Source organism: Archangium sp. (assembly GCF_057119385.1).
This window is the reverse complement of record NZ_DBNGVP010000092.1, coordinates 102533-127548: the sequence shown is the minus strand read 5'-3', so window position 1 is coordinate 127548 and position 25016 is coordinate 102533. Positions and strand designations below refer to the sequence as shown.

The window sequence follows — 25016 nt, the reverse complement described above, 5'->3', positions numbered from 1 at the left end:
CGGGGATGTACGACTGACCGATTCTTGACCCTCCCCGAGTCGATTGATACGACCCATCTCCTAGTGTCTTCCAGCCCTTATCCCGAGGCCCCTTCCATGAAGCGACTCCTGGTCCTGGTGGCTGCGGCGGGAGCCGTCGCCGGGTGCGGTCCCCTGAGGTCCACTTCGAACCTGTTGGACGCCGAGGTGCAGATCCAGGCGGCCCGCACGGCTGGCGCCGAGAAGCTCGCCCCGTACGAGTGGACGGCCGCCAACCTCTACATCCGCAAGGCGCGCGAGGAGGTCGGCTATTCGGACTTCCAGGCCGGGGTGGACTTCGCCGAGAAGGCCGCCCGCTTCGCCACCGAGGCCCGCGCCAAGGCCATGGCCAACGCCAACGCGGAAGAAGCCGCTTCCCAAAGCCCCAACCCCTGACGCGAGAGCACCCACCCGATGCGACGTCTCATCGCCTCTTCGTTGCTGCTGCTCTGCGCCGCCTGCGTGAGCGGTAACAAGGTCCGCGCCCAGTCCGAGGTCCTCCAGGCGGATATCGAACGCGCGCGCCGCAGTGGCGCCATGCGCTGTGCCCCGGTGGAGCTCGCCACCGCCGAGGCCCACCTCGACTTCGCCCGCGGCGAGCTGAGCCAGGGCACCAGCTACCGCGCCTCCGAGCACATCCGCGTCTCCGAGGAAGCCATCAAGAAGGCGCTGGAGCTCTCCAAGGGCTGCGCCCCCGCCAAGGTCACGGTCAAGGACAAGCCGGACGCCACCACCCCCCCGCAGCAGCAGACGGGCCAGCCGCCCACCGTGGAGATCACCCCCAAGCCGTCGCAGCAGGTGGTGGTGCAGATCGAGGAGAAGGACTCCGACGGCGACGGCATCCTCGACAAGGACGACCCGTGCCCGGACCGCGCGGAGGACCGGGACGGCTTCGAGGACACGGACGGCTGCCCCGAGCCGGACAACGACCGCGACGGCGTGCTGGACGGCAACGACAAGTGCCCGCTCACGGCCGGTCCGCTCTCCAACCAGGGCTGCCCCGAGGAGGCCCCTGGCGACAGCGACAATGACGGCATCCCCGACAACCTGGACAAGTGCCGCGACCAGGCCGAGGACAAGGACGGCTTCGAGGACTCGGACGGCTGCCCCGACCCGGACAACGATCAGGACGGGCTCATCGACACCGCGGACAAGTGCCCGGATGCGGCCGGCCCCATCCAGAACGTGGGCTGCCCGCGCACCGACAAGGACGGGGACAACGTCGAGGACTCGCTGGACAAGTGCCCGGAGGAGCCCGAGGACAAGGACGGCTTCCAGGACGAGGACGGCTGCCCGGACCTGGACAACGACTCGGATGGCATCCCCGACGGCCTGGACCGCTGCCCGCTGAAGGCCGGCCCGCTGGAGAACGGCGGCTGCCCGGACGATGACAAGGACGGCGACGGCGTGGTGGACCGCATGGACGTCTGCCCGGATCAGCCCGGCCAGAAGGAGATGCGCGGCTGCCCCGACCCCGACAAGGACAGCGACGGCATCCCGGACCGGTTGGACCTGTGCCCGGATACGGCCGGCCCCGCGGAGACGCGCGGCTGCGCGGACGTGGACACGGACAAGGACGGCCTGGTGGACCGCCTGGACGTGTGCCCGAACGAGGCCGGTCCCAAGGAGATGCGCGGCTGCCCGGATCCGGACAAGGACGGCGACGGCATCCCGGACCGAGTGGACGTGTGCCCCGAGGAGCCCGGCATCAAGGAGGAGCGCGGCTGCGCCAAGAAGTACAAGATGGTCATCGTCAAGAAGGGCAAGATCGAGATCAAGAAGCAGATCAAGTTCGGTTCCGGCTCGGCGAAGATCATCGGCAAGGAGAGCTTCACCATCCTCGACGACGTGGCGCAGGTGATGCGCGACATGCCCACCATCAAGAAGCTGCGCATCGAGGGCCACACGGACTCGCTGGGCAAGGACCTGGCGAACCTGAAGATCTCGCAGGCGCGCGCGGACTCGGTGATGGCGCAGCTGCTCAAGCGGGGCATCGACCCGGGCCGGATGGAGGCCGTGGGCTTCGGTGAGGAGAAGCCCATCGACAACAACGCCACCGCCAAGGGCCGCGCCAACAACCGCCGCACCGAGTTCAACATCATCGAGCAGTAACCCCCTCCCCCACCGGGAGGGATTCAAGAGGGTGCCGCGAGCCTCCGGGCCGCGAGCACCCTCTTCCTTTTGCGGGACCGGGCTCACCGCCGATTTCAAGGATTCCCGAAAGAACGTGTTGAAATCCCAAATGCGTTCCAAATATATATGCGCCGAATCCGGGCCGGAGAGGTCCGGGTTTTCCATGGTGATTCTGGTCCGGAAGACGCCACAGCCCCGCCGGGGGGCTGATGACGGTACCGGAAGCGTGTCGTTTCCAATGTCTTAGACGACTCGAACGATGGGCCGGTGGCCCGCGGTGGGGGGATGTCGCGCACAGGCAGGTAGTGCAGTGTCCGACCACGTCTGGTGTTGACGTGGAGGGGCACGCGTGTGCCTCGCCGCGCAGTGTCTGCTCCTCCGGCCCTCTTTCATTGCATGCCTGAGCGACCCGTGCCGCACACCAGAACGCGGCAGCGGGACATGTGTGTCTTTTGAAGGGAAGAACGTGCGGCAATTCAAACATAGACAGTGGTTGGCCGTAGGACTCTGGGTGGCCCTGGCCGCCGGATGTGGCGTGGAGCTCCCGGGCAACGGAGAGGCGGGCCCCGGCGAGGTGGCCTCGGAGTCCCAGGAGCTCATTGTTGACGGGGCCGCGTGCAATGCGGGAGCCCTCGACGCCACGACGTGCTCGGGTCCGTACGAGTACCAGATGCAGTGCTACGCGTACCGGACGAACTCCTTGTACTGCGGACTGAAGGGCTATCAGCAGATGGACTGCTGGAATCAGTGCACCCTGAGCGCCCCCGTCAATGACGGGCCGTACAGCACGACGGTCAGCCCCCGGATCTATTACGTCCAGGTCTGCAGCACGCCCGTCTACGAGTGTGATTACGACCGGAAGCCGCCCTGCCAGTGGTCGGAGTCCATCTGCCAGGACGAGCCGCGGTACGACTACGCCACGCCCTGCCAGCAGTTGGCGGAGTCGGAGCGCACCAGGCTCTACCCCAACCAGCCCGGCGTCACCTACACCTACAGCGTCAGCGGCAGCACGTGCACGTACAGCTTCGGCGGGACGAGGACCTACCCGTCCGGCGTCAACAACCCCGCCTGCGGTGACGCCTACAAGTACTCCTGCGACAACCCGCAGCAGGCCATCTACTACGACTGCCGCCACTCCGCGCACGGCGCGGCGCCCCTCAGCGAGTGCGCCAACAGCACGCTGATCGGCACTGGCTGGAGCCACACCGACTCGGGGCTCACCGCCGCGCAGGCCACCACCCAGGTCCAGTCGCGCTGGACGACTGCCCTCGCCAACAAGGAGCCGGCGCCGGTCCACGTCGTGGCGCCCCGCTGCGTCACCTGTGAGGACGTGGCGAACGCATCCGACAAGCTCGCCTGCCTGAAGCGGGGGCTCCTGGAGCGCAACTGGCAGGACAGCTACGGCAACACCCACCTCGATGACACGCGGCTCAAGCTGCGCCAGCGGCTCATCCTGCTCCACGAGCTCCGGGGGCACGAGCTGACCGAGGCGCAGCGCACGGAGCTGCGCGGCCTGATGGAGTCGCAGCCAGTCTCCAACATGTGCGGCCGCAACCTGGAGAACAGCACGGAAGCCAACCCCGACTGCGACGCGCTGAAGGCCTGGTACTCGGAGCTCAACAGCTGCATCCGGCTGACGTCCTCGCATGTGCCGATGACGACCCGGCACGCCTTCTACGACTACTGCGCCGGGCTGGAGTCCACCGTCTTCAACCAGAGCTACGGCACCTGCCAGACCACGGACACCTGGCACCAGGACTACGTGGAGGGCCTCCGGACGCTGGCCGCCAGCATCGTGACCGAGCCGATCCCCGCCAACACCGGGTTCACGCAAGCGCAGATCCAGCTGCGCCTGGAGGCCATCCAGCGCTGGTACGACGCGGCCCGCGGCTACTACGGCTCCGGCCTGGCGGCCAACCCCGTCCTCTGGAGCAAGCTGGATGGGCTGATGGGGACCTTCTGGATGACGATGTACGACCAGGAGGCGCCTTTCGACTCCAATGGCCCCGCGGCCGGAGGCATCCGCACGCCCAGTGAGTTCATCCAGGAGAGCCTGGAGGTGGACCGCAAGGTGCTGAGCGCCGCCATCACCAGCATGTCCCGGACGAGCGGCACCCGCCTCGAGGAGCTGCCCCTGCTGCTGACGCTGGGCGGCGGCCTGCGCGCCCTGTCCAACCGCCTGGACGACATGGCCGTGCTGCACGACCTGGGCTGCCGCTTCCGTGACTGCAAGCCGCTCGACTCCCGCACCATGATCAGCGAGACGATGGGACTCATCGGCTCGCTGCACGACGTGTCCGCGCTGAACACCCGCGTCAGCCGCGTCACGGCCTCTGGAGTGCTGAGCGCCGGGTGGCGCAACGTCTTCTCCGGATTGAACACCCAGCATGCCCGCATCCAGGAGGCGCTGACGGCGTGGATGGGCGTGCCCACCCCCCCCGGCACGGTCGCCACGCTCTTCCTGAAGACGCCGGACGCCGTCTGGCCCTCGCTCGCCCTGGACTTCGTCCAGCTGGTGAAGGACGCGGCGCAGCGCTCCGCCAGCTACGACGCCACCGGCCGCTTCGCCACGGGCCCCGCCAACGTGCTGCACACCGGCATGCAGGACACGCAGTTCCAGACGGCACGCGGCCTGCTCACCCAGTACCGCACCGCCCTGAAGGCCTCCGTCGATGACTACAACCAGAACGAGGTGCTGTACGTGGAGCGGCTCCTCGCCCAGATGGGGAACGAGACGGAGCAGCGCAACCTCAAGGCACAGTTCGAGCAGCGCTCCCTGCAGATGGCCCAGCTCTATGAGGATCTCGCGGGCCTGAAGATCAGCTCCGCCCAGGACGAGGCCCGTTTCGGCGACTTCATGAAGACCTTCGTGGACGCCGCCCAGGCGCAGCGTGAGGGCCGGCCCGCGTACCAGCTGCTGCTGGAGGACCAGAACTACTCCCTCACCGCCGCCTCGAGCGCCCGCTACAAGGCCGTGGTGGACAACCAGCTGGTGGACGGCTTCGACATCTCCAAGCTGGCGGTGCCTGGAATCCAGCCCGTGAGGCTGAAGGCGGGCGATGTGCTGTACATCAACACCTCGGGAGCCTGGTCTCCGACCTGTGCGCTGAGCAAGGTGAATGCCTCCACCTATGGCGCCTTCCAGGGCTTCGACTTCGCGAGCGTGCCGACGACGCCCACGGGACCGGAGGGCTACCTCATCCAGCGGTCCACGAGCGGGACGACGGCCGTCAGCAACCAGGCCGTGGCCTCGGCCGAGGTGTACGGGAACGTGTCGGCCAGCGTCCGCTCGTGCGCGGGTGCGCGTGCGGACGTCACGGCCAAGAGCCCGGATCCGTTCGGCGCGGCGCCCGTCGTGGCCTCGGCCTCCGTCTACGGGATGATCGAAACGTGTCAGCAGGTCGAAGCGGGCGTGAGGTTGGGCGTGAGCGCGTCGATGAGCCAGGACACCTCCAGCCAGATGGGGATGTCGGCCAGCTTCGCCATGGGCATCCGCTCCAGGGAGGCGCCCTTCACCAACCTGCCCACCGGCAGCCTGCTGGCCGTCCTCATGGCGCCGGACGCCCCGAAGACCCCCGGCCAGATCCAGAATATCCACCTCGTGCAGTCCCCCAGCACCTCCATCGTCGCCAAGGACGAGGTGGACGTGTACCTGGTGGCCAACGAGCTGGCGACCTGCGCGAACCTCGATACGACCCGGGCGCTGTCGGTCAACCTCCGGCAGCTGCGCCCGGAGACGACGGACACGCTGGCCACGGTGGCAACGGCCGCCATGGCGGAGCTGAAGAAGCTCCGGCTGGCCGCCCAGCAGAAGCTGGCCCAGGGGCGTCTGATACCCGAGGACACCATCACCCTGCGGGATGACTTCTGGTCCAACATGAGCACCGTCCAGGGCGTCACCGTCCCGGAGCCCCTCCGGGAGCTGGTGGATCAGTGGGTGACGCGCGAGCTGGCGGAGCTGAGCCGGGCCATGGAGCGTCAGGCCATCCTGCGCCAGCTGGAGCAGCTGAAGCTGGAGCAGCGCGCCATCAACGAGGGCCTGCAGGACAGCCAGCGCAAGGCGGCCCTGCTCCAGTGGCTCCCGCGCCGCGCGCTGCAGAACATGGACGCGGAGGAGCTGCGGCTGAACGTGCGCAACGTGTCGGTGCTGCTCAATGACTACCTCTACCCCATCTTCGAGCTGCGCTACCCCGTCGTCCTGCAGTCGCTGCGCAACCAGACGGGTGTGAACGGGGCCATGGACCTCATCGACGACTTCATCCACGTGGACTTCACCACGTCCTACCCGGTGCTGGCGGACAAGCTGGCCCACGTCGCCGCGCTGGTGGAGTCGGAGACGAACCTGATGGGGCTGCAACAGAAGGGCAATCCCACCATCAGCTACCACTACCTCAGCATCCCCCGTCCCACGTGGCAGTGGGATCCGGCGCCCCAGCCGCCGCCGGCGCCCCAGCCGCCGGCGACGGTGTACCAGACCGTGACGCCCTCCGTGTCCGAGGCGGTGTGGGACCGGATCAACCGCACCTCCATCGCCACCATCCCGGTGACGCCCGTGGACTTCTTCCACGTGGATGGAGACAAGCGCCTGTGGTGCGAGAAGGACGTCCCCATCATTCGCAACATGATGGTGTTCTTCAACCTGCAGCGCTCCTCGGACGTGGAGACCGCCCGCTCGAAGATCATCGATCTGCCGCTCAGCGTGGACGGAGAGCTGGTCTTCCCGAGGGTGAGCGGACCGCAGCGCTACCGCATGGTGAACGCGGCCTGGCTCAACCAGTCCTTCGGACGGCCGCTGTACGGACGCTTCAACGAGGCTCCGGCCGTCTATACGAACTGGCGCAACACCACCACGGGCCAGCTGGCGTCGGTGGCGGACGGCCTGTCGCCGTTCACCCGCTACGACATCAACCTGCGCGCGCTCAAGAACAACAACCTGCTGCACCTGGTGACGGACATCGTGCTCATCTTCGAGGTGGAGACGCGCTCGGGGACGCCGCCGATGTTCCCGTGGATCGAGTCCTGCCAGCAGACGGCGAGCACGTCGTCCCTGATGTCCCCGGTCCAGGTGGCGCCGGAGCTCTGAGCCACCTCTCCTGAAACACCCCTCCCCCGGGCGCGTGTGCGTCCGCCCGGGGGAGGGCGCAGTCCCCACGCAATCCCTCAAATTTCCGGGTGCCAGCAGGCCGCTCGCCGTGCCGCGGCATCCCCCGTGCGGAGAGAAGAACGTGAAACAACCATCCGTCCTGGCCGGAGTACTGGCCTGGGTATGCCTGGCCCTGGCCACTCCGGCCCTGGCCTCCGGCCCCTTGGAAGACATGCTGGTGCAGCCGCCCCAGCTGTCGGCGCCTCAGCGCGGCAGCCTGGTGGGCCAGCTCGCCAGCACCGCCTTCGGCCCCGCGGACGTCAGCCGCGGCGCCTTCTCCCTGCCCTCGCCCTTCAGCGTCCCGGAAGACCGGGGCATGCTGCTGGCGCCCGTCATGCCCACCTACGCTCTGGACTCCGGCGCCTCCGAGTGGGGCGTGGGCTGGAGCAACTCGCTCTCCCTCGAGCGCTGGCGCGCCAAGGGCGACCCCGACTACCTCACCGATGACCTCTCCAGTCCCTGGGGCCGCCTGGCCCAAGGGACCGACGGCGCCTGGTACCCCCAGGGCCTGTCCACGCTGGCACGCGTCGTGGTGGACGGCTCCACCGCCACCGCCTACCTGCCCGATGGCTCCACCTGGACCTTCGGCGGCACTGCTCGCGTGAACACCCCGCGTGGCACCTATGCCTGGTACCTCACCGACGTGGTGACGGCCCTGGGCCGCCGCACCCGTCTGGAGTGGGCGCCCAACGCCTCCGGCCGCCTCTTCCTCCAGCGCGTCCGCTACGGCGGCACCGGCACCGACTTCCAGTACCGCGTCGAGCTGCAGTACCAGCCCCTCCCCATCCCCTTCGTCGACTACCGCTCCGGCGTGGGCCTGTCCCTCGACCAGCGCGTCGCCACCCTCACCGTCTTCTCCCGCGACCAGAGCACCGGCGCCGACGCCGAGCGCTGGCGCTACACCCTCACGCACGAGGGCGACGGCTTCGGCCCCGCCTTCTACCTGACGCAGGTGTCCCAGCGCTTCGCCTCCGGTGAGACGCCGCCCCCCACCCGCTACACCTACCACTCGGCCCGCCAGAAGCTGCTTCAGCCCGAGTGGTTCACCAACCCCCGCCTCGACGCCGTGCTGCAGTACTTCGGCGAGGACGCCTTCCAGCCGAACAAGGCCACCTTCCTCGACGTGGACGCCGACGGCCTGCTCGACTTCGAGCACGCCTATGACGGCACCCTGGTGCGCCAGAGCACCACCGGCTTCACCCTCGAGCCCCTGGCTCCCGCCTCCTCCGGCACCTTCTACGGCTGCCGCTCGTCGCCCTCGCACAACAACCTCCCCCGCCACCTGGCGCAGATGTTCCCCGACCAGCGCGCCTTCCAGGTGGTCTGGCTCGAGTTCAACTCCGTCTCCTCCTCCACCGACCTGGCCGTCTGCGAGCGCTCCGGCCAGTTGATTCACGGCTCGATTCTGCCCGGCCTCTGGGAGCTGGACGCCAACACGCGTCTGGTCGACTTGGACCGCGACCACCGCCCGGAGCTGCTGCGCGTGGAGGCTGGCGGCTTCGAGGTGCTGCCCAACACCACCACCGGCACCACCATCTCCTTCGGCCCGGCGCGCCAGGGCACCCTGGCCAGCGCCAGTGGTGGCTCCTACCAGCCCCTGGCCTCCTGGGTGCAGGACATGAATGGCGACAGCATGCCGGACATCGTGGTGCGCCACTCCAGCGGCCTGGCCGTGTGGTGGGGCCTGGGCCAGCTGAACTTCGAGCCCATCGCTCAGGAGTACTCGCTCATCAACCTCTCGGACAACTACGTGTCGCCCGAGGGGTACGCCTTCCACTTCATGGACGCCAACCGTGACGGCCTCACGGACGTGCTGCTGGTGGCCCAGGCCGACGTGCGCCTCTTCGTGAGCTCGGGCCTGTACTTCAAGGAGGTGGATGTCCCCTCCCTCTACTACCTGGGCTACGGCTCCACGCCCCCGGTGGTGGGTGACTTCCGCGGCAGCGGCAACACCGAGGTGGCCTACGCCTACTACGGCCTGGGCTATGGCGTGGCGCTCGAGGCTCCCGAGACGGGCCTCATGGCCACCGCCGATGACGGCCGCGGCACCCTGCTGCGCTTCACCTACGCGCGCGGTCCCGCGGGCCTCGACGTGCGCCAGCGCCCCGCCGTCCTCTCCTTCCTCACCGTGGAGTCCAGCGGCTACGACTCCGTCCAGTACGGCTACACGTACGCCCAGCCCACCCACCACTCCGTGGGCCGCTTCCTCGTGGGCTACGACACCGTGGTGCGCCAGGACGGCGTCCTCACCACCACCGAGGACTTCCTCAACGGTGACTTCTACGCCGGCCTGTCCTCGTCCTCCTCCGAGCAGGACGCACGCACGCCCGACCTGCGCACCCTGGCCTCGCGCCAGTATGACAATGCCCTCTTCCGCGGCATCCCCTGGAAGCGGGTGAAGGAGGAGTACCAGGGCTGGACCAACGGCGCGGGCACCACCACCCTGCAGGAGCGCACGGAGTACCTCGCCTACGAGGCGGACGTGTGCCCGTCCCACACGGTGCGCCACACCTCGTCCGGAACGCTCACCACCCAGCGCCGGCGTGCCGTGGTGAGCGGCCTGTCGCAGCACCTGCACTGCCTGGAGGACCGACTCATCCTCAGCGGGCGGCACTCCGACAGCTCGCTCAACTTCGACCACGAGGCGTGGCTGACGCGCAACACGGTGGGCCTGGTGGAGCGGGTGGAGAGCCTGGGCGAGGACGGCCTGCTGACGCTGCAGGAGATGCACTACCGGCCGGACTACTCGGTGGAGTCCGTCTCCCAGCCCGGCCGCGGCGGCACGCTCTTCGAGCTGGAGCCCGGCGGTACCCTGCTGCGCAAGGTGACGTCGCCGAATGGCTCGGTGCTGGAGGTGACGGCGCGGGATGCCCGCACGGACGCCATCCTCGCCCTGTCCAGCCAGCACGGCACGCAGGCCTATACCCAGTTCTTCCGCCATGACGGGCAGGAGCGCCTGCTGAAGCAGTGGGACAGCCTGGGCAATGCCACGGAGACCCATCCCTCGTTGCTGCTCGCCTACGAGTTCGCCACGGCGCTGGAGCCGGCGGCCGTGCACCTCTCCACGCTCGTGGACGCACTGTCCGGAGCGAAGCGCCGCTCGGTGGAGTGGAGCACGGCGGGCGGTGAGCAGGTGGCCAGCGCCCAGCTCATCCCCGAGGGCTGGGCGTTCGACGGTGTGACCACGCGCCACCCGGCCCTGCGCGAGACCCGGACGCACAACCGCCCCACGGAGCCGGCCAGCACCAACCTGGCGGGGCTCACCCATGCGGCGCTGCGCACGGGAATCCAGCGGGTGGGCAGCACGCGCCTCGCCGGCTTCGGCCACGCGGTGGAGTCGCTGTCCAAGCTGCATTCGGACGTGGAGCGCCAGGTGGCGACGAGCCTCGGCCTGGACGCGGGCCTGCTCCGGCGCGAGTCGCTGGAGAACGCCACGTACCGGACGCGCTTCTGGCTGAACGCCTCGGACGAGGTGCTGCGCCGCGAGCAGGCGGATGGCACCACCTACGACTTCGACCGGGACGCGCTCGGCCGCGTGCGCCGCGTGCACCTGCCGGATGGGAAGACCCACTCCGTCACGCATGACGCGCATGGCCGCGTGAAGCGCGTGGAGCGCGAGGGGCTCGCCACCCTCGTCTACGACTACGCGCCCACCACGGGCCTGCTCAGCAGCCTGCGGTACCTGTCCGCCAACGGCGTGGCCCAGCGCTCGGAGACGTGGACGTATGACGCCATTGGCCGCAAGGAGGTGGAGCTGCACACGGACCTGGTGCTCGGCACCACGCGGAGCTACCGCTTCTACTACGACGGCGCCACGCCGGACGCGCCCGCCCGGCGCACGTACCTCGGCGAGGTGTCCGCGGTGGAGGGAGAGGGCTACCTCAAGACCATGGACTACCGCGCGGACGGCAAGCTCGCCCGGTACGTGCTGCGGCTGGATGGCTGGCGCACGGTGGAGTCGGACCTCGAGTACACCGACGGTGGCGAGCTGAAGCAGGAGGCCATCTCCGTGCGTGCGGCGGATGGCACGCTGCTGTCCGTCTCCACCAAGGAGCAGCGCTGGGACACCTACGGCCGGCTGCGGGAGGTGTGGCTGAACGGAAACCCGCTGGCGACCTTCGGCTACAACGCCAACGGCCAGGCCGCCCAGGCCACCTTCATCTCGGGCGACAGCGTGCTGCTCGGGTACGATCCGCTGACGCGCAGGCGGCTGTCCCAGTCGCAGACGACGGCGGGGTGGAGCTCCTCCAACTCCTTCCGGTTCAATGCCCGGGGCTTCCTGGACGTGGAGTCGTTCGTCGTCGGCGGGAAGAACCTGCAGCGGAGCTACGGCTACTCGCCCCAGGGTTTCCTCACGAGCGCACATGACGCGGAGAACGCCTACGACTACGAGTTCGACGGCTTCGGTCTGCCCACGGCCATCGAGGAGGCGGGCGTCCGCCGCGAGCTGCTTCCCGGCAACGGCACGCTCACCGCGGGGGACGTGACGTACACCTTCGACGCGCTCGGCCGCACCCGCGCGAAGGGAGACCTGACCTTCCACTACGGGCCCAACGGCCACCTCGAGCGCGCCACGCGCGGCACCAACGAGTGGCGCTTCCTGTATGACGAGACGGGCCAGCGGCTGCTGAAGCTCTCCGGGAATACGCCGGTGGCGGCATACCTGCAGGAGGGCGCGTACCTGGACGCGAGCGGCCTGGCCGAGCCCTTCAAGTTCGCCGGGCAGCTGGTGGGCCTGGTGCAGGGGGGCGTCTTCCAGATGCTCGCCGCCGACGCGCGCGGCACCGTCATGGCGGACCTGGACGGGACGGCGCGGCTGGCCTCGCCGTTCGGCAACCGGACGGTGCGCCCGGACAGCTCGGCGGTGGTGGACTACGTGCAGAAGGGCTTCGACGCGGACCTGGGCCTCATCCGCATGGGCGTGCGCGACTACGACCCGGAGCTCAACCGCTTCCTCACTCCGGATCCCCTGTTCCTCGCGGAGCCGGAGCGCTGCGTGGACAGCCCGGTGGAGTGCAACCTGTATGGCTATGCGGGCGGCAACCCGGTGGCCTACGTGGACCCGACGGGCAAGGCGCTCGAGTCGGTGTGGGACGCGGCGAGCCTCGCCATGGGCGTGGCCAGCATCGCCTCATGGGACAAGAACACCTCCACGCTGGAGAAGGCGCTCGACGTCGTCGGTGTCGTCGCGGACGCCGCCGCCCTGGCGGTGCCTTTCGTCCCGGGTGGAGCGGGGGCCGCCCTCAAGGCCTACCGCGTCGGTGACAAGGTGGTGGACGCCGTCAAGACCACCGACAAGGCCGCGGATGCGCTGAAGGTCGCCAACCGGGTGGAGGACACCGGGAAGATGGCGAGCAAGGCGGACGACGTGGCGGATGGGGTCAAGTCCGCCCTCAAGAAGGGGTGCGAGGGCAAGAGCTGCGGCATCCCCGGACAGTGCTTCGTCGCCGGGACGCAGGTGCTGACGAAGCAAGGGCCCAAGCCCATTGAAGAGGTGCGGCCGGGAGACTTCGTCTGGTCTCGCAGCGATGAGACGGGCGCGACGGACTGGCGGCCGGTGGTGCGGACCTTCGTCACGCCCAATCAGCCCGTGCTGAAGCTGGAGTTGGTTGAAGAGGCGTCCGGACAGAAGAGCGAGCTCGGCGTCACGGGCGAGCACCCGTTCTGGGTGAAGGACCTGGGCTGGGTGGGAGCCGGAGCGCTCCAGCCGGGCCAGCGGGTGGCCAGTGCGCACGGCGGCTGGCTCAAGGTGGGAACCTCCACCTGGGAGCAGACGCGGACCACCGTCTTCAACTTCGAGGTGGCGGAGTACCACACGTACTTCGCGGGAGACCTGGGCGCGTGGGTGCACAACGATTGCGATCTACCGCTCCTGCCTGCGGGAGACCCACCGAAGCCTCGAGGCCGGGAGAACCCCATCGGAGAGCAGGGACCCTTCCGGGTGACGCCAGAGGGGCAGGCGGCTCCTCCCATCGACAAGTTCAACCCGGGTTCCCTGGAACGGGGCCACCCCGGCAACCACGGCAAGATGAACTACGGCGTCAAAGATCCCGCTACGGGCAAGTTCCGCGAGACGGTCGCTGTCCATCCCAAGGAGCCCGGCAAGGGCTCCAAGACACATGGTGGACAGGATCACTATCATCTCAACCGGGACAAGGAGCCCACCTACGCCCCTCCGAGGGAGTGAGCAAACCCATGAGCGAGCGCCTTGAACGAGCTGTGGACTGGGAACGGAGCCAGCAGGTGTTGGACGCCTTCGGAGGATTCCACGACTGCTTCATCCTCGACGTGCGCATCTCGTTCCAGGCGCAGAGCTTGACGCTCTGGATCGACGACCTCTATTCCGCTCTCGACGAGAGGCCTCGGCGCGAGCCAGTCCCCGGCATTCTGTGTTTCACGGGGATTGAAAAGCTGGTCTCGCATCTCGCTTTCGTTGGGGGAGAAGTCCGGCTCAATGGGCTCGAACTGCGCGAGAAGGGCGCGCTGTTGGAGTTCGAGCTCGATGTGACGATGACCGAGTGGATTGCTGGTCCTGATTTCGCCGGCGTCGGGATGAAGGTGTCGTGCCGGGAATTCTCCGTGGAGCAAATCGCGGCTGAGTAGCAAGCATCGCGGCCGTCCCAGCGTCCGGGGCGGCCGCGGAAAGGGCGAGCCCTCGAGCCCACCCACCTCGAGTCAGCGCGCGCCGTCCCCCGAGGTCTGCACGGGCGGTGCGAGGGGCTTCGGCGCATCGGCCAGCTTGCGCATCACCCGCTCGACGTGCTGCTGATAGGCGGGGTGCACCTTGTTGGCCTGGATGCCGAGCGTGAGCGCGCGCCGGTAGCTCTCGAGCGCCGCATCCAACTGGCCCGCGGCCTCCAGCGCCTCGCCCAGGCTGTCATGCACGTTGGCCGAGTCCCCGTGCCGCTCCACGTTGCGCCGGAAGACGGCGAGGGCCGCCTCCACCTTCCCACGCTGCAGCAGGGAGTACCCCACGACGTTGAGCAGATCCTCGGAGGGTTGGAGCTCGAAGCCGAGCCGCTTCGTCAGCCGGGCGTAGCGTGCATCCAGCTGCGCCAGGTCTTCCGTACGCGCCAGCACCTGGGGCCGCAGGTCCTCGAAGAGGGCCTCCAACCCATCGTAGAGCGTCCGGTGGGGCGTGCTGCCGTGGTGGTCGTTCCCGAGGTAGGCGTAGCGCCACGCCAGCCGCGCCGGCCTGGCCTGCTCCAGCGTCGCCGCGAGCTGCTGGATGGGCTTGAGCATCTCATCCCCCTCGTCGCCCATGGACATGTAGAGGAAGCGCTCCTGCTCGGGCAGGCGCTCGAGGGACTTCAGCGCGCCGGCCACCAGCTCGCCGTCGTTCCACCAGAGGCTCGGGCTGATGGCGATGTACGCATGGAAGCTCTGGGGGCGGTTCATCAGGGCATGCACGGCGAAGAGCCCGCCGAACGAGTGGCCCACGAGGATGCGGTACGGCTGCGTGCGGTAGTGCGCCTCGATGTACGGGGCCAGCTCTTCCTCCAGGAAGCGCAGGAAACGGTCCGCGCCACCAGCGGTGGGGAGCGACCGCGCGACGCTCCGGGACGAGGTGTCCCCGGGCATCACGGTGTCCCCGTGCACCGGAGGGGTGAGCTCCCGCGTGCGATTCGTGTTCGGCACGCCCACCACGATCATCGGAAGGATGTGCGAGTTCCCCGCGAGGAACTGCACGACGCCGGTGGCGTGATGGAAGTGCGCATCACCATCCAGGAGATAGAGGACGGGGTAGCGCTCCGAGGACTCCGCGTAGCCGGGGGGCAGGTAGAGGCTGAAGCCGCGCTCCTCCTCGAGGATGGCGGAGCGCAGGCGGTGCTTCGCCCCGAGATAGATGGGCTGTCCCTCGGGCGGCGGAGCGGAGACCCCGCGCGAGGACACGGACTGGCAGGAGGCGAGCAGGAGCACGGCCCCCAACAGGAAGAGGCGTCGGAACATGGGCCAACGCTAGCACCGCTCGCGCCCTCCCCTCCCCGGCCGAGCCCCCTCAGGCCCAGAGCTCCTGCTCGAGCGAAGCCACCAGGGAGGCGGCGATCTCCGGCGTGGGAATGCCGGCCTCGGTGACGAGCGCGGCGTCCAGCGGCAGGGCCACCTCCTCGCGCAGCGTCGCCACGGCCTCACGCTGGGCCTCGCGCAGGGCGGCGCGCTCGGCGGCGGGCAGTTGCTCGCGCGCCCAGCGGTCGATGGCCCAGGACAGCTCGGCATGGCGCGTCTCGTCCTCGGCGATGCGCGTCATGGCCTCCCGCACCTCCGCGTCCCGCGCGTGCAGCGCCTGGTGGTGCCCCACCAGCGCCCCGTACGTCTCGCGCACGCAGCCCTCCACCGCGTTGTCCAACGCCACCTCGAAGAGCGAGCGCGGGGGCAACTCCGCCACCTCGGGCCGCTGGGGTGTCGCGCCGAAGCGGCGGGCGAGCCGCGTGCTGACGTCCGTGTGCATCACCTCATCCAGCGCGCTCGCGAGCGCCGCGTCCCGCAGCGCGACCTCCGCGCCATGCAGGGCGAGCTCCTCGCGCAGCCGGAGGAAGGCCTTGATGGAGGCGGCCTCCAGGTGCGCGGCCGACGCGAAGTGACGGCCCAGCGCGTCCACGCAAGCAACGCCGTCCGAGGCGCGCAGCCCCACGGGCCTCCGGCCGATGACGCAGTTCGGGTCGCCCCGCTGGAGGATGTGGCTGCTCACCTCCCTCACCTCGCCCGAGGCGGACACCTCCAGGACGAACTGCGTCACCGCCGTATCGCGCCCGCAGGTGTGGCCACGGGTGCCGATGACGTTGAAGCCGCCCTTCCCGTTCATCCGGACTCCGCCCTGCGCCAGGTCGCCGCAGGCCAGGTTGTAGTTGGACGCGAAGGCGAGCAGCGCGGCCTCCTGCGCCGTGTCGATGGGGCCCAGGAAGCCCTTGAGCGCCTCCAGTGTCGTGTGGGCCGTCACCTCGTCGCCCCGCGTCGTCGCGACGTAGTACGCGTTGCACAGGTCCAGGCAGGAGGTGCGGAAGCCGCTGCGCGAGGAGAGGTTGCTCAGGGCCGACTCGCACGCCGCCGGGTCGGAAGCCGTCGCGCAGGCCGTCCCCGAGGAGTTGAGCCGCGCCTCGCCGAAGTAGTCCCCACCCGGGTTCCAGCCAATGGAGCGCAGTTGCACGAAGTCCGTGGGGGCCGCGGGAGACAGGCCGCTCATCGCGAGGGACCCGTTCTCACAGGCGGGCGCGGAGTAGCCCGTCAGGTCCGCGCCACAGCCGGCGAGCACCAGCGGAGAGGCGAGCGAGGCGCGCAGGGCACGCGAGAACAGGTGGCGCAGCAGGGGCGAGTCCATGGATGGCTCCGGTGGGAATGAGGTGCGGCTCCCTGGAGCAACGGGGATGCCACGCCGCCCCTTCCCTCTCTCCGGAGCGCCGCGGCGCCCTGCTGGGCTCAGAAAGGCGCCGTCCCGGGCTCAGAAACCTGAGGCCCGCGTCATCCGTCCTTCAGCAGCTCGTGGAGGACCTCGGTGGCGTAGGAGCCCTTGGGCAGCTCGAAGGTGAGCACCAGGTCCTCCCCGTCCACCTCCAGCGAGGGGTTGCCGAGCCGCACCCGGTAGGGCCTGCGCCCGCCCTGGGTCTCGTCGCCACCGCGCCGGAAGTCGTCCAACGTGACGCCCTCGTCCGCGAGCAGCTTCGCCTCGGCCTCGGCCACGGCGTGGGCGGCGGCGGTCATCTTCGGCCCGAAGAGGGGCCCGGCGGGGCTCACCTCGAAGGCGGCGGCGCGAGGCCCATCCACCTCGGGCGCCTCGCAGACGAAGAGGCCACCGGAGTCCTCCTTGCGCAGCACGTCCCCCAGCAACGCCGTGTCGAAGGTGCCCGCGCGCAGCCGGTCCACGAGGGCCCGGTTGAAGAGGCGCGACTGGAAGGCCGAGAGGTACAGCTTGCGCTGGAACTTGTCCGGGCGGCGCGGCAGCCGCTGGCCCAGCACCAGCAGGCGGCCGAAATCCGCGTTGTCGCCCTCGCGGCCGAAGCGCTGGTCTCCGAAGTAGTTGGGCACGCCCCGGGCACCCAGCCGGGTGAAGCTCTCGCGCGCCGCGCCCACGTCCTTCACGCCGCGCAGGCGCAGCCGGAAGCGGTTTCCCTTGAGGTGTCCGGTGCGCAGCTTGTTGCCATGGCGCCGGCTCCACAGGACGCTCACACCCTCCAGGGAGAACTCCGGCAGACGCGCCTCGGCCCGGGCGGGCACGGAGAGGAGCTGCCGGGTGATGGCCTGACGGTCCTTCATCCCCGCCACGCCCACGTCGCCCTCGTCCACGCCGAGCGCGGAGGCCAGGGCCTTCACCACCTCGCGGGTGTCCCGGCCGCGCTTCTCCAGCCAGAGGTAGAGGTGCTCCCCCTCCCCCGAGGGCTGGTAGGCGGGCAGCTCCTCCACCTCGAAGTCCTCGGGGACGAGCTTGAAGGCGCCACCGCACCCCGGCACGTCCTCCGTCAGCCGGGGCCTCTCGGTGCCCATGTCAGGAGCCGCCCAGCGTGGCGAGCATGTCCTTCACGCGCCGGGCGAGGTCCTCGTCCGCGCGCGACTCGAGCAGCTCTCCCGCCTGGAAGAGGAGGAAGAACATCACGTCGCTGAGCGCCTGCCGGAAGGAGACGAGCGGCTCCGAGCCCAGCGAGCCGCGGTACTGCTCGTAGGCGGTCACCAGCTTGAGGTCCGGCAGGCTGCCGTCGGGCGCGAAGGCCAGCCCCGCCAGCACCGGCGAGGAGGACAGCGCCTGTCCCGAGAGCGCGGCGTTGGCCGAGGCGATGAATTCGCGCGCCAGGCCCTGCTTGGACACCTCGGCGGCGATCTCCCGGAAGATGCGGTTGAAGACACGCACCACCTCGCGCACGTCCAGCACGGGGGCCGGCTGGGGCGGCTGGGTGATGGCGCGCAGGCCCGACTGCGAGTGCCGCACCGTGGGGATGCCGGTGGAGGACGGGCGCACCACGGGAATGCCCATGAAGGCCTTGGGGCGCACCGCGGGGATGCCGGACAGCGACTGCATGGAGCCGCCCAGCGGCTTGTCGGACAGCTGCACGAAGCCGCCCTCGAGCAGGCCGTAGACGACCTTGGTGACGTCGAACTCGGACAGGCGGGCGCCCTGCCCCAGGTCCAGCACCGTGCGGCGGCCATCCACCAGCGCGAGCACCTTGTCCTCGTCCGGCTCCAGCCGGGCGTTGGCCATGCCCTTGCGCAGCACGTACAGGCGGCTGTGGGGGATGCGTTTGCGGAAGTGCGCCAGCTCGTCGATCTTCCGGATGCTGTCCATCAGCAGGCTCTGCGTGGACAGCTGGATGTTGTGGCCGAGCTTGTCCTCCACCGGCTGGTCCACCAGGAAGAAGCTGCCCTCCCGGCACAGGACGATGGCGTGGAAGATCTCACTCACCTGGTGGGTGACGCACTTGAACAGGTCGTGCGCCTGGAGCAGGCCCCGCTCCACCAGGGCGCGGCCGATCTTGGAGGGCGGATGCTCGCGCAGCACCGTCTCCAGCTGGGTGCGCTCCAGGTAGCCTAGACGGACGAGCACCTCGCCGAGCCGGTCCGCGGCCACGTCCGAGGTGGCGCCGCGCACCTCGCCCTCGCGGAGGATGACGGAGCGCTCGCCGCCGGGGGCCTGCACGCGCACGACGCCGCTCCAGCGCGCCTGGCTCAGGAAGGCGATGAGGTCCGACAGGGGGAAGCCGGAGGCATCTCCGGAGAGCACCACGCGGGGGGTGGGCAGGGAGCCCCCCTCGGCCGGCGAGCGCGAGAAGACGAGCAGGTCCGGCGAGGTGGGCTGCAGCACGTACGAGCCCGTACGGCCCGCCAGCGCCGGCTGCTGTGGCGGTTGGGTCCCCTGGCGCTCGTCGGGGACGAGCTGGGTGCCATCGATGCGGAAGCGCTGGCTCATGTCACCGTCAGTCGGCGGCCCACGCGTTGTTGTTCGCGCGCCACTCGAGCTCGTCTTCGAGGCTGTGGGTGAGGGCTTCTTCGTTCACGCCCATCTGCGTGTCGTAGACGCGGCCGTTGAAGAAGAGGCTGGGCGTGCCGCGGATGCCGGCCCTGTTGCCCAGTTCCTTGTACTTCTCCAGCTCCTGGGCGTAGGTGCCGGCCTGCAGGGCCTTCTGGAGGTCCGCGCCCTTGAGGCCCAGCTTGTTGGCGATGGCCACGATGTTGGCCGTCGACAGGTTGCGCGCGTTCTCGAAGAGCGCGTCGTGCATCTCCCAGTACTTGCCCTGGTCGCGCGCCCAGAGCACCGCCTGGCCAGCGGGCACCGCGTTGGCGTGCATGGGCAGCGGGAAGGGCACGTTGCAGAAGCGCAGCCGGCTGGCGTTCTTCTTCGCGAAGGCCTCGAGCACCGGGCGGGCCGTGCCGCAGTAGGGGCACTCGAAGTCGGAGAACTCCACCAGCGACACCTGCGCCTTGGGGTCTCCCATGCACATGCGCGGGTCCACCTCGAGCTTCTGCCGGGTGGCGCGGAAGCCGGAGTAGTACTCGGAGAGGGCGACGATGGTCTCCGTGGCCGGCACTCCGGCGGCGGCCTGCCGGGCGGCGAGCCGGGCCATGCGCTTGGCGTGCTGGCAGGTGGTATGGCCCTTGAGGCACTGGCCCAGGGTGTGGGGGCAGCCGCAGTAGCAGAACTCGTCCGAGAAGACGGTGGACAGCTCGCGCTGGGCGGAGGGCGGCAGGGCGGAGAAGTCCATGCCGGGGATGCCGGAGAGGCTCGAGCCCCCCGAGGCGGGAGCGGCTGCCTGGGGGGGCGGAGCCGCGGGAGCCGGGGTGGACGGCTTGGGCGCGGTGGGCTGGGCGGGCTGGGCCGCCTCGGAGTTCTTGGTACAGGCCGAGAGGGCCGTCAGCGCCAGGGTGAGCGCCAGGAGGACGCGGTTGCGACGGTCGGGGAGCACGAGCCGGTCTTAGCGATGCGCGCGGGGCTTGTAAAGCGACCCCGGCTCTGACAGGGAGGACGCCGCCTATGCCCAGAATCCTCCTGCTGCACACCGGCGGCACGCTGGGGATGGCCGGAGGCCGGCCGTCCGCGCTGCGCCCCGCGGCCTTCTTCAAGACGCTCAAGTCCCGCTGCCCCGAGCTCTTCCGGCTCGCCGACATCGAGCTGGAGCTCTTCTCCAACCTGGACAGCTCGGAGATGCAGCCGGAGCTGTGGAGCCGCCTGGCCGCCCACCTGCACCAGCGGCTGCCGGACTTCGACGGCGCCGTGGTGACGCACGGCACCGACACCCTTGCCTACACCGCCAGCGCTCTCTCCTTCATGCTCCCCGGGCTGCCCAAGCCGGTGGTGATGACGGGCTCGCAGCGGCCCCTGGGGGAGATCCGCTCGGACGCCCGGCTCAACCTCATTGACGCGGTGCTCTCCGCCCTCCAGGGCCCCCCCGAGGTGAGCATCTGCTTCGACTCCCACCTCTACCGGGGCAACCGCACCCGCAAGGTGAAGGTGTCCGAGTACGACGCCTTCGAGAGCCCCAACTGCCCCCTGCTGGGCACGCTGGGAGTGGACGCCACCTTCGCTCCGGGTCTGCGTCAGAAGGGCCCCTTCCGCCTGCGCGAGAAGCTGGAGCCCCGCGTCTTCCTGCTCAAGGTGTTTCCGGGCCTGGACCCCGCCCTGCCCCTGGCCCTGCTGCCCCACCTGCGCGGTCTGGTGCTGGAGGCCTATGGCGCGGGTAACTACCCGAGCGATCCATCGCTGGGCCGTTCCCTGCTGCCGCTCTTCCGGGAGGCCCGGAAGCGGGACGTGCCGGTGGTGGTGGTGAGCCAGGCCTTCCGCAACGGGGTGGACCTGACGCTCTACGAGTCCGGGGCGGCGGCCCTCCAGGAGGGGGCGCTGAGCGGGGGGGACATGACGCCCTCGGCGGCGCTGGTGAAGCTGATGCAGGGGCTCTCCTACTACCGGGACAGGGAGTCGCTCGCCCGCTTCATCCAGACCCCAATTGTCGGGGAGATGACCGAGCGGCCGCCCGCCGTGGCGGAGTTGCCGGTCAAAAAGTCGAGGAGCGCCCGTTAGGAGCCGACCATCCCAGGGCGTCCGTCCCGGGGTCTGCTTGCTGCTAACAATCCTCGACCCATAAGATGGGGGTCACGATGTCCGACGAGAAGACCGCCGTCCATTCGATTTCGGACCTGCTGGGGGACGCCCCTCAGCAGCAGAGCGCGTATCTCATCGTCATCAGCGCGAAATCCGCGGCCGGAATCGGCCGGATGTTCAAGCTGGACAAGTCCGAGACGGTGCTCGGCCGCAGCGTGGAGGCGCAGTTCCAGGTCGAGGACGATGGCATCTCGCGCAAGCACGCGAAGGTGGTGTCGCTCGGCGAGGGCCGCTTCCAGCTGGTGGACCTGGGCAGCACCAACGGCACGTTCCTCAACGGCCTGAAGGTGAGCGCCGCGCCGCTCTATGACGGCGACAAGATTCAAATCGGCTCCAACACGGTGCTGAAGTTCTCCATCCAGGATCAGTTGGAGGAGGCCTACCAGCGCAGCATCTACGAGTCGGCCACGCGCGACGGTCTGACGCGGCTGTACAACAAGAAGTACTTCATGGAGACGCTGCGCAAGGAGTTCGCGTACTGCCTGCGCCACCGGGTGGCCCTGTCCCTGGTGATGTTCGACGTGGACTACTTCAAGAAGATCAACGACGTGTACGGGCACCCGGCGGGTGACTACGTGCTGACGCGGATCGCCCAGCGGGTGAGCGACACCATCCGCACCGAGGACGTCATCGCGCGCTATGGCGGCGAGGAGTTCGCCCTGATGTTGCGCGAGTCGGCCGAGGACCAGGCGCTCGCGTGTGCCGAGCGCTGCCGCGTGGCGGTGGACCGCACGGACTTCATCTTCAGCGGGACGCCCATCAAGGTGAGCATCAGCCTGGGCGTGGCCACACTGCACGACACGGACTTCGCGCAGGCGGAGGACTTGATCGCCGCGGCGGACAAGTATCTCTACCGGGCCAAGCGCGCGGGCCGGAACCGGGTGGACGGCAAGGCCATCAGCGGCCCGTAGCCATCCACCCCTCCCTCCCCTGTCCTCCCTCTCCCCCTGGGAGAGGGCCGGGGTGAGGGTCTTCGCTAGGTCCCCTCAATCTCCAGTCCCGGAGTCTCCGCGAGCATCTCCACGCGGTTGCCGCCCGCGGCCTGTGCGGACTCGAGCGAGCTCTGCGCCTGACGCACGAGGTCGGCGAAGGACACCTCGCGTCCGGGGGCGAGCGCGGACAGGCCCACGGACACGGTGGGGCGGATGACCTGGTCATCGAAGGCGAGGCTGGAGCGGGTGACGCGCTCGCAGACGCGGCGGGCCAGGGTGTGGGCCCCGGCGAGGTCCGTGTGCGGCAGCAGCAGCAGCACCCGGTCCGCCGAGTACTGCACCGGGTAGTCCGTGTCGCGCAGCGAGCGGCGGATGGCGAGCGCCAGTCCTCCATGGAGCTGCTCGCGCAACTCCCGGCCCGCGCGGACCGGGAGCGGATCGAACGCCACCAGCGCGAGCGCCAGGGGCAGGCCATGGCGGCGGGAGCGCTTCACCTCGACGAAGAGGAAGTCCTTGAAGTGGGCGAAGACGTAGAACTGGGTGAGCGGATCCAACAGCGGCTCGCCCGCGGCGCGCACCGGCTCGGCGGCGGGAGCGGAGCGAGCCTTGCGCGCCGGCGTCCCCTTCGAGAGCGTCCGCAGCTTCACCAGCTCGGGCAGGCGCACCCGGAGATCCTTCGCGGAGACGGGCAGCGGAAGGACGCCATCCGCGAAGCCGGCCTTGCCGGGCGTCTGCTGCGCGGCCAGCACCAGCGCCTGCGGCAACTGCGCCCGCACCACGCGAGCCACCCGCTCCGGCCGCTCCACCGAGGGCCCCAACACCACCAGCTGGGCCCGGCCCGGCGCCTCCTCCCACTCCGCCACGGCGGACACCTCGAGTCCCGCCTTCTCCAGACCGTCCTTCAGCTTGCGGCGTGCCGCCGCTCCCGGCTCGATGACGATGGCTCGTGTAATCTTCATGCGCACTTCTCCAGACCTCGAACCATACCCACCTACCCAAGACGCCTGCAAGGACTGCCTTCAAGGAGTCCGGAAGCCGAGCCGCTCCAGTCCGCGCCGGGCCACGTGCTGGACGTGGGAGTCCGGATCCTTCGCGAGGGCCTGGCTGAGCGCGGAGGCGGCGAAGGGGCCTCCGAGGAGGGCCAGCGTCTGGGCGGCGGCCACCCGCACCGAGGCGACGCTGTCCTCCTGGAGCGTCTGGGCGAGGGGCTTCACATGCTGGGGGCGGCCGATCCACTCCAGCGCGCGGGCGGCGGCCTCGCGCACCTGGGCGTGCGGGGAGCCGAGCAGGGTCACCGCGGTCTCCGCCCGAGCCGCCTGGCGCTGCTGGCCCACCACCTCGAGGGCGGCGGCCACCACCTCCGGCGCCGGGTCCTCGAGCGCGGCGGTGACGGCGGCATCCGCCTCGGGCGAGCGCGGCAGGGCGAGCGCCCGCACCGCCCCGGCCCGCACCGGGCCCTGCGGATCCTCCAGAAAGGGAGCCAGCAGTTGGAGGCGGCGCCTGGCACCGCCGTCGCAGTCGGCGAGCCGGGCCACCGCCTCGCCCCGCGTGTCGGCGGGAAGCCCGGTGTCGTGCGCCAGCTCCAGGAGGAACGGCTCACAGACCTTCTCGGTCGCCGCCACCTCCATCCAGGTCCGCCGGGTGTCCAGCGAACTCCCCTCCGCGCGGATCTTCCGGCCCGCGGTCTCCAGCAGCGGCAGGCCCTCGGCCTCGGCGAGCCCCCGCGCCGCCAGCCGGCGCACCTGGGCCTCGGAGTCCACCAGCGCGCGCTCCAGCTCGCGCTGTGCCAGGGGGCCGTAGCGCCGCAGCGACTGCACGGTGGCGCGCCGCTCGGCGATGTCGAGGGAGGCCAGCCCCTTCTGCAGCTTCTCCAGGTCCGCCGAGTAGACGGCGAACAGACGGTTGATGAGGGCCTGATCCGGCGGCTTCGCCTCCACCAGCAGCATCCGTCCCACCGAGGAGCCCTGCTTCTCGGCCACCGAGAGGAGCGCGGAGGCGGCGGCCGGGTCCCCCGCCTCGGGGCGCTGGGCCATGGACTCCAGCAGCACCCGGGCCGGTGGCCTGCCCAGGAAGGTGGCGAGGTGGGTGAGCGCCTCGCCCCGGAGCACGGCCTGCTCGGAGTACACCTCCACCTCCAGCGCCTCCCGGATGGCTTCCCGGCGGGCCCAGACGCGGGCGGCCGCCGCTCCCCCCCTGGCCCCCGCCTCCTTCAAGTAGGCGGCCGTGGACTTGCCGGCACTGGCGGCGGCTCGCGCGGCGGTGACACAGGCGAGCACCTCGTCCCTGGCCGGGGCCTCGGCCACCCAGTCCGCCAGGGTGCGTGGCTCGGTGTGTCCCCGGGCCTTCGCCTGGGCCCGCAGCACGGCCCAGCGCACCCGCCAGTCCGGATCCGTCAGGGCCGAGCGCAGCCCCTCCTGGGCGGGAAGCCCCCGGGTGCGTCCCAACTCCAGCACCCAGGCATCGGCCCGGCCGGTGGTGACGCACAGCTGGCAGACGCGGGCGCGGAGGGCCTGCTCCTGCACGTGCCGCTGGCAGGACGACCAGCAACCCAGGGCTCCCTGGCCGCCGTGCTGGCCAGCCGACAACAGCAGGACGAGGAACAGGACGGAACTCACGAGGGTCCACTTTACCCTACCCTGTGGATCCTTTTCTGCGGGTGTCCTTGCGTTTTCACGCCCGCTGCGTCATATCGGCGCCCCCTACAGTTCCAGGC

General features: G+C 69.9%; 14 protein-coding genes. 7 read left to right on the top strand and 7 right to left on the bottom strand.

Going from position 1 to position 25016, the window contains the following annotated elements:
- Window positions 1-96: 96 nt before the first annotated feature.
- From AC16DP_RS21910 to AC16DP_RS21890, 5 genes are all read left to right on the top strand, one after another.
- Window positions 97-414 carry a DUF4398 domain-containing protein gene (locus AC16DP_RS21910; RefSeq protein WP_329730718.1) on the top strand — a complete coding sequence of 106 codons (318 nt, stop codon included), beginning with the start codon at window positions 97-99 and terminating at the stop codon, window positions 412-414.
- An 18-nt stretch (window positions 415-432) separates the two neighbouring features.
- Window positions 433-2130 carry an OmpA family protein gene (locus tag AC16DP_RS21905; RefSeq protein WP_329730719.1) on the top strand — a complete coding sequence of 566 codons (1698 nt, stop codon included), beginning with the start codon at window positions 433-435 and terminating at the stop codon, window positions 2128-2130.
- A 532-nt stretch (window positions 2131-2662) separates the two neighbouring features.
- Window positions 2663-7234: a hypothetical protein gene (locus AC16DP_RS21900; protein WP_329730720.1), complete on the top strand. Its 4572-nt coding sequence runs from the start codon at window positions 2663-2665 to the stop codon at window positions 7232-7234.
- Between the two features lie 142 nt (window positions 7235-7376).
- Entirely contained in the window at window positions 7377-13481 is a 6105-nt protein-coding gene (locus AC16DP_RS21895; protein ID WP_329730721.1) for a polymorphic toxin-type HINT domain-containing protein, read from the top strand.
- Between the two features lie 8 nt (window positions 13482-13489).
- Window positions 13490-13897: a hypothetical protein gene (locus tag AC16DP_RS21890; protein WP_329730722.1), complete on the top strand. Its 408-nt coding sequence runs from the start codon at window positions 13490-13492 to the stop codon at window positions 13895-13897.
- 72 nt (window positions 13898-13969) lie between these two features.
- On the opposite strand, the gene AC16DP_RS21885 is transcribed toward AC16DP_RS21890, so the two are convergent.
- From AC16DP_RS21885 to AC16DP_RS21865, 5 genes are all read right to left on the bottom strand, one after another.
- Window positions 13970-15244 (bottom strand): alpha/beta fold hydrolase, encoded by a 1275-nt coding sequence (locus AC16DP_RS21885; RefSeq protein WP_329730723.1) that lies wholly within the window; start codon window positions 15242-15244, stop codon window positions 13970-13972.
- 49 nt (window positions 15245-15293) lie between these two features.
- Entirely contained in the window at window positions 15294-16610 is a 1317-nt protein-coding gene (locus tag AC16DP_RS21880) for a ferritin-like domain-containing protein (protein WP_329730724.1), read from the bottom strand.
- A gap of 140 nt (window positions 16611-16750) precedes the next feature.
- Entirely contained in the window at window positions 16751-17770 is a 1020-nt protein-coding gene (gene truD / locus AC16DP_RS21875; RefSeq protein WP_329730725.1) for a tRNA pseudouridine(13) synthase TruD, read from the bottom strand.
- 1 nt (window position 17771) lies between these two features.
- Window positions 17772-19184 (bottom strand): DUF4388 domain-containing protein, encoded by a 1413-nt coding sequence (locus tag AC16DP_RS21870; protein WP_329730726.1) that lies wholly within the window; start codon window positions 19182-19184, stop codon window positions 17772-17774.
- Between the two features lie 7 nt (window positions 19185-19191).
- A complete protein-coding gene (locus AC16DP_RS21865; RefSeq protein ID WP_329730727.1) occupies window positions 19192-20178 on the bottom strand; it encodes a DsbA family protein in 987 nt (328 codons plus the stop codon).
- A 68-nt stretch (window positions 20179-20246) separates the two neighbouring features.
- Between AC16DP_RS21865 and AC16DP_RS21860 the strand changes: the two genes are divergently transcribed.
- Complete coding sequence (locus tag AC16DP_RS21860) at window positions 20247-21290, top strand: asparaginase (RefSeq protein ID WP_329730728.1); 1044 nt, start codon at window positions 20247-20249, stop codon at window positions 21288-21290.
- 77 nt (window positions 21291-21367) lie between these two features.
- The gene (locus AC16DP_RS21855; RefSeq protein WP_329730729.1) at window positions 21368-22282 is read left to right on the top strand and encodes a GGDEF domain-containing protein; all 915 of its coding nucleotides are present in this window, start codon (window positions 21368-21370) and stop codon (window positions 22280-22282) included.
- Window positions 22283-22347: 65 nt separating this feature from the next.
- Here the strand turns inward: AC16DP_RS21855 and AC16DP_RS21850 are convergent, their stop codons facing one another.
- Together AC16DP_RS21850 and AC16DP_RS21845 are read right to left on the bottom strand one after the other, a co-directional pair.
- On the bottom strand, window positions 22348-23262 hold the full coding sequence (locus tag AC16DP_RS21850; RefSeq protein ID WP_329730730.1) for a GGDEF domain-containing protein: 915 nt from the start codon (window positions 23260-23262) through the stop codon (window positions 22348-22350).
- 60 nt (window positions 23263-23322) lie between these two features.
- Window positions 23323-24918 (bottom strand): HEAT repeat domain-containing protein, encoded by a 1596-nt coding sequence (locus AC16DP_RS21845; RefSeq protein WP_329730731.1) that lies wholly within the window; start codon window positions 24916-24918, stop codon window positions 23323-23325.
- Window positions 24919-25016 lie beyond the last annotated feature (98 nt).